The organism is Bacillus sp. H1a (assembly GCF_000633475.1).
Lineage (GTDB): Bacteria > Bacillota > Bacilli > Bacillales > Bacillaceae_G > Bacillus_A > Bacillus_A paramycoides.
In genome coordinates this window covers 22,192-28,488 of the sequence record NZ_AYMH01000004.1, presented here as the reverse complement: position 1 = coordinate 28,488, position 6,297 = coordinate 22,192, and the positions used below count along the sequence as shown (strand labels likewise).

At 31.6% G+C, this 6,297-nt stretch carries 6 protein-coding genes and 1 pseudogene; 2 read left to right on the top strand and 5 right to left on the bottom strand.

All coding sequences use genetic code 11. The annotated features are described in order from the left end of the window. Positions 1-250: 250 nt before the first annotated feature. Positions 251-1,792, top strand: a complete 1,542-nt coding sequence (locus tag U860_RS0102935; RefSeq protein ID WP_025147344.1) for an S-layer homology domain-containing protein — start codon at positions 251-253, stop codon at positions 1,790-1,792. 295 nt (positions 1,793-2,087) lie between these two features. Here U860_RS0102935 and U860_RS0102930 read toward each other — a convergent pair whose 3' ends face one another. From U860_RS0102930 to U860_RS0102915, 4 genes are all read right to left on the bottom strand, one after another. After that, positions 2,088-2,291 (bottom strand): hypothetical protein, encoded by a 204-nt coding sequence (locus U860_RS0102930; RefSeq protein WP_025147343.1) that lies wholly within the window; start codon positions 2,289-2,291, stop codon positions 2,088-2,090. A 97-nt stretch (positions 2,292-2,388) separates the two neighbouring features. Next, positions 2,389-3,144 (bottom strand): alpha/beta hydrolase, encoded by a 756-nt coding sequence (locus U860_RS0102925; RefSeq protein ID WP_025147342.1) that lies wholly within the window; start codon positions 3,142-3,144, stop codon positions 2,389-2,391. A 201-nt stretch (positions 3,145-3,345) separates the two neighbouring features. After that, positions 3,346-4,050 (bottom strand): alpha/beta hydrolase, encoded by a 705-nt coding sequence (locus tag U860_RS0102920; RefSeq protein ID WP_025147341.1) that lies wholly within the window; start codon positions 4,048-4,050, stop codon positions 3,346-3,348. 653 nt (positions 4,051-4,703) lie between these two features. Next, positions 4,704-5,336 (bottom strand): hypothetical protein, encoded by a 633-nt coding sequence (locus U860_RS0102915; RefSeq protein WP_025147340.1) that lies wholly within the window; start codon positions 5,334-5,336, stop codon positions 4,704-4,706. 114 nt (positions 5,337-5,450) lie between these two features. Here U860_RS0102915 and U860_RS36215 point away from each other — a divergent pair. Next, positions 5,451-5,549 (top strand): annotated as a pseudogene (locus U860_RS36215) (IS6 family transposase); the annotation flags it as partial. Positions 5,550-5,764: 215 nt separating this feature from the next. On the opposite strand, the gene U860_RS0102910 reads toward U860_RS36215, so the two are convergent. After that, positions 5,765-6,250 carry a DUF2716 domain-containing protein gene (locus U860_RS0102910; RefSeq protein ID WP_025147339.1) on the bottom strand — a complete coding sequence of 162 codons (486 nt, stop codon included), beginning with the start codon at positions 6,248-6,250 and terminating at the stop codon, positions 5,765-5,767. Positions 6,251-6,297 lie beyond the last annotated feature (47 nt).

The following is a 6,297-nucleotide window of genomic DNA, read 5'->3' as shown; positions in this document are numbered from 1 at the left end:
GCAACCTCATACAATATTCATTTTTCAGAGAACATTATTGTTTTAGAGTCTTTTGCATGACTTTGAGGCCATTTTAATATGTTTTGCTACGCAAAAGCGATACTTTCATCCCATGCTTAAAGGTGGACTTAAGTTCTGCAGGGGCTTTCTCGTATCATAAATCTGTAAATTTAAATTAAAAGATACCACTTGTTTAATAAACTTAGTGAAGTAAAGTTAATTACTTTAATATATTATTAGGAGAGAATTTATGAGTAAAAAACTATTAAAATCAATAACATCATTAACGATGGTAGGAGGTGCATTGTTAGGAACAAGTAGTGATCCCGTAAAAGCTGAAGTCCAGTCAGGGGGAAATTCAGTTGTATTTAATGATGTTCCCAAAAACCATTGGGCAAATAATGCCATTACGAGCTTAGCTAATCGTAATATTATCGGAGGATATGGAAATGGAATGTTTGGCCTGGGAGATAATGCTACTCGTGAACAGGTGGCAGCTTTAATTTATCGTGTGCTAGCTCCTGCTAAAAAAGGAGGCACTCTTAATAAGGACAACTCTTTTTATATTATGCAAGATGGGTCTCAGCTTAAAAATCCATATAAGGACATTAATAAAAACTCAACAATGTTCCTAGAAGAGATTCTATTTTTGACAGACATAGGAGTCTTTAAAGGGGATCAAAATGGGGAATTTCGACCAAAAGAATCATTAAGTCGTGCAGAAATGGCACAGGTCATCAAGACTGCTTTTAAAGTTCCTGTGTTAAGTAAACATACTTTTAATGATGTACCAGATGATTCATGGGCGAAGGACGCTATTAGTGCCGTACAGTCGAATAAAATTGCATCAGGTACAGGTAATGGAGGTTTTGAACCAAATAAAACTGTAACTCGTGAACAGTATGCACAGTTTTTATTTAATGCATTAAATTATAGGGAACAATTAAATACACAAAATCCTGATGTGACGAAACCAAATAATGAAGATACGAGTGTACAAACTGAGGTACAACTATTAGAAGCTTATAAAAAAGACATGAAAAATTATATTAATAATCATGAAGAAGATATAACTATAACATATAAATCTAAACAATCTAATATTAGAGAAGTTATGGATACGCTTGTTAAAGCATATGATGAGACAGTTGATTCAAATGAATACATGAAATATAACATCTCAAATACACAATATTCTATTCGTGGTATTCCAGGAGATTATGTATTTACATTAAAAATTACATACCGTGAATCAAAAGAGCAAATGAACTATGTAAAGACACAAGCAAAATCAGTTATCACTTCTATTGTTAAAGCTGGTATGGATGAACATGAAAAAGTAAAAGCGATTCATGATTATGTCGTAAAACATGTTTCGTATGATACTTCTTTCCAGGCTTATACGGCATATGAAGCTTTAGCAAACCGTTCTGCTGTTTGTCAAGGGTATGCATTATTAACTTATCAATTATTAAAAGAGGCAGGAGTAGAAGGTCATATTGTAACAGGGACTGGAAATGGACAACCTCATGCTTGGAATCTAGTGAAAATTGAGGGGAAATGGTACCATCTTGATACAACCTTCGATGATCCAATTCCAGATGTAGAAGGACGTGTAACTTATTCATACTATAATTTATCTGATGAACAAATTGCTAAAGATCACCAATGGGATCGTAATCAATTTGCGAAAGCAACAACAATCTATAATAATGAGTTAACAAATAAAATTCAGATCGGTAGCCCGAAAGCAATGGGATATCAGAAAATATTAACGGATATCAAACGCTAAAATGAATCTATGTAGTTTGTTAATAAAATAAAACAATGCACAAACAATTAATTGAGGTCTGTGTAACAATGGACCAGTACTAGATGAAAAAAGAATCCCATAAACATATATGATATGGGATTCTTTTTTTAGCAAATTTAAGTTGGTTTTTAAAAAAAGCTTGATTATTTTCTATCTGAGTTGCTCCACAATAGCGCCCTTTTATGGAATAACTAAAATATAATCACAATCCTAAAATCACTTAATTCTTATTAAACTAACGCTACCCGTTCGTTTAATAGGGTATATGGAATTATTAGATTATATATGTATCAATTTCTCTTAAAGGATTTTTTAATTCGGATTTATTAATATTAATCTTTATCGCCTCTTCTGTGAGAATATACTCAATTTTTTTGACCCCATCATGTGCATAATAGATATATTTAACATAAGGTTCATCTTCAAAAACATAGCCATCACTTAATTTAGGCTCAGGATCACCGATATATCGCAACATTAAAATTACAATTTCCTCATCTGCCCACCTTAACGAAGTTGATATTATTCCTCCTCAATTATTTTCAAATCCTCCATAAGTTTCAACCTTATATCGCTCACTTTCCCATCCCCTTTAACATTAATAAAATCTCTTCTATCACAATATCAGGTTCATCATGATGTATATAATGTCCACTACGACTAGCAATCCGGAACTTACTTGACGTTGACAGCCATTGGAATTCTGCTTGTAGACTTTGTTCAATTTCTAATATTTCTTGAGAGGGCCATCCATCTTCATCATTATCGGGTAAACCTCTTGTAATAATTGAGAGAGGGATGTCACTTTGTTTTGAATAATCAACAATTTGCTTATAACTCTGTATTTTATCAATTTTCTCACTATTCAACATAGGATTCTCGAAATATTCCCTATTTCCTGCAAGTAGATTTTCTGGTAGAACCTTTTCATAGGCAAGTTCTTTATATTCCGGTGCAGCGTCAACCAAAACCATACCACAGATGTCCAGCGGATAAAGACTGGTATACAATCTGGCGACCAACCCACCAAAGGAATGGCCTACTAATATATAAGGCTTCTCCACGTCAAGCGCTTGCAACAATTCGGAGAGCTCCTCGACAAGATCACAGCAAGTTCGCGGGACAGCTACGTCTTGACTCCTGCCAATACCCGCCCTGTCATAGGACAAGGTTGACGTTTCATTCGATATTCGGTCTTGGACCTTTTTCCATGTTTCATGGCTATCGCCTAACCCTGCAATAAAGATTACGCTTGGTGTATTTTTACGATATTTATTGAACAGTATACGCCTATCATAGAAATTGATTATCTTTTTATGTTGTATAGTCACTTTTAATCACCCAATTAAATTATAAGCTTTACATTATTATTTCTACAATAAAAAAGGGCCGTTTATGCAGCTCAGTAATATTTTGCTAAGGCACCTGTTTATTTAAGTGAATACATTCACATTTATAATGTCTCTCAAATATAATATCAGTTTATATATTCACCATTCTTCTCTAACAGGTTCAAGATAAATTGTAATTTGTTAATCGATATGTTTGTGTAACCACTGTTCAAATATCTTTAACTGTTCTTCAGTATGAAAGTAATGTTCACCTGTTTCAATGACTTCTAATTCGCAACGATGTTTTTTTGTAAAATAGTTAATAGTTTCAAATTCGCACAGTTCATCCTTGGCTCCATACATAATATATGTATCTGTATTCCATGTATTAATAGGATGTTCTTTTACATAGCATAAATAATCCCAATATAACTTTTGACCAATAGGTGTCTCTATAGTCATTTCTTTTTGCAAAAGCTCTGGTGTTACGCTAAACCATTTCATCATATTTTCGATAATTCGTTCCATATTAACTACTGGTGATAAAAATAATGCCTTTTCTAACACATCATTTTGATAGGCTAAAAGGCTAAAATAAGCTCCCATACTACATGCAAACACGCTTACTTCTTTCCAATGTTCTTTTGCGTAATTCATAATTATAGATAATTCACTAACACAAAACTGTACTTTGCAAGGAGTATTATCATTTTTTCTTTCTCCGTGCTCAGGTAAATCAAAGCTTAATACTTGATAACCTTTTTGATTGGCTTCTTCAGCTAATATTTGAATAACTGTATCTTCCTTATTTGACATATTTCCATGTACTGCAATAAAAATTTTTTCACTCTTATCTCCCCATAAAACCGTGGGAATATTACTAATTTTAAAATTATCTTTAAGCATATTTCCTCCATAGAATAAGACATATAGGACTTGGCAAAAAACCGCACACACTTTATAATCCTCTACTCAGTTTTAAATAAATCAAACTATTCCTAATTTATCACAAATGAATTATAATATCTCTCTACCTCTGTATAACAGAGTCTACTTTGTATTTGAAATCTTTCTTTTTTTCATTTCTTTAGAAGCTACAAGTTCTTATTTTGATTCCTTATTGAGCTAATCTGCACCGTTAGCTTAAGTACACTTCTTCACAATCTTCTCGAAACAATTAATAAAGTTACTCCACAATCTGGCCATTTAATGGAATAACTTTATTATCACTTAACAGATTCTTAATCCACAAGAAAAACCGAAATCCCTTCTTTAAGGAGATAGGAAATTCCGGTTAAACTTTTTTCAAAACGGTGCGACTTTTTTATAAACAGTTCAACTTTATTTCAAAGCCACACTTTCGTCATGGAACTGAGAAGCTCCCACCTCTAAGCGTTAGCATAGGTGGTGAGTAGTTCACCGAACTATATAAACTAACGAGATAGCCTAATCCATGATTAGTTCTTGTACTTGTATAGAAATAAACACGCAAGATAGGTGAATTTAGGAAGCGATCACTTCTAAACAAGCTGAAAGTGGGGATAGTTTACGAAATTCATTTAGTCCTTATATGTATTTTGTAAATAACGATCATATAAATCTTTTTCTAAAATACTTTGTTTATCTTGTAGTTCCTTAAATTGTTCAATGAATTCACTATCTTCTTTTGTGCTTCGACACAAAGTATAAAAAGCATCATGGAGAATTTTAGATTCTTGATGAGCATCATAGTAATCCATGTAGGTCTTAAATTCTGGTGGTAGATAAAGATAAGGGACGTTAGAAAAAGAACCTTTGATTCCTACTGAAGTAGAAAATAGGAGTAAGTCTTTATTTTGTATATATTCCATCTCTTGATCTTTAGAATATTGGTAAGAAAGGTTTGCTATAATCTTTGTATCATAATCAGTTTTCACCTCAATTATGTTTACAAAATCATTAATCCTTAAAGTACCACCTTTGAATGCAAACTTTTTGGCTTCTTTAACGTGTGAATTATTATAAGATAATTCTTTTACAGATTGGATTTCAAATGTAGTATGACCATGTGCTTTATCATTTTTATTAAGATATGTACTACAAATAAGAACAAAGTCGTTTTGAAATTTTATTGTTTCAGAATTATAGGGTAAGCATCTAATTTCTATTATTGAATACTCACACATACCGTTAACATTATTGGGAAAAGTCATTATTATTATAATTCTCCTTTATATTTATTTCAGGTGAAGAGTAGTTACTCTTCACTACCTTTATTTTAAATAAATTATAGATTAATAGTAACCCTCAATTCCAGAAATTTATTTTTAAGTGGCATCGAAGCTATGCATATGATGAAAAAAAGGAAACTTCATCAAAGAGTGAAATCTGCCCAAAATGAAGTTAAATTCATTCATAAATTGTAAATGTTAAAAATCCAAATGTAAACTTTTATCAATTAGTTTACTTTCAAAGTGTTAAATTCATTAACCTTATCCAACTTCAGCTATTTTTAGCAAAATCAAAAACAAAGGTATACATTCAAAAATTGATGAATAAAGAGATTAAAATACCTGTGATCAAAAAAAGCTAGACTCATGCTAGCTTTTTTTATATAATTCCCGTTAGCGGTAGTAAAAAGTTATACTTTATCATTTTTTCTAGTAGATTTCAATTCTTTAAATGTTTCAATTAATTTTTCCCCGAAAATATAAATAGTTTTTTCCCAAGGATGTCCTAAATAACCCCATCTAAAGTCTTTTTGCAAAAAGAAATAGTAATCTCCATCCGGAAAAAATGGGATTTTCCAGCGATGATCATCTTCGTTTAGATTTAGATTTAAACTAGGATTCATCCAGTAGCCAGCATGCTGCCAATCTAACGCATATATATATTCATGTTTCTTGGTACATAGAATAAGAGATTCCAATAATATATGATCAAAATTATCATAATCGTCATCAGTCCATTTCCCTTCAAAACAATCAGATATATCATAAGTAATATATGGACAAGAAAATTTAAATGATTGGTCACCATCTATATTAGGATTAAAACAAAATTCATCTTCAAATCTATCCCAAACATCCTCATACTCTTTGGAATTTAACAAAATCCACTTATTCAAAATCATTACCTACTTTCTAATATAATCACATAATTAAAAATAACATG

Coding starts and splice junctions, on each gene's coding strand:
- U860_RS0102915 (WP_025147340.1), bottom strand. CDS start 5,336: ATGACTTTTCCCAATAATGTTAACGGTATGTGTGAGTATTCAATAATA.
- U860_RS0102920 (WP_025147341.1), bottom strand. CDS start 4,050: ATGCTTAAAGATAATTTTAAAATTAGTAATATTCCCACGGTTTTATGG.
- U860_RS0102930 (WP_025147343.1), bottom strand. CDS start 2,291: ATGTTGCGATATATCGGTGATCCTGAGCCTAAATTAAGTGATGGCTAT.
- U860_RS0102935 (WP_025147344.1), top strand. CDS start 251: ATGAGTAAAAAACTATTAAAATCAATAACATCATTAACGATGGTAGGA.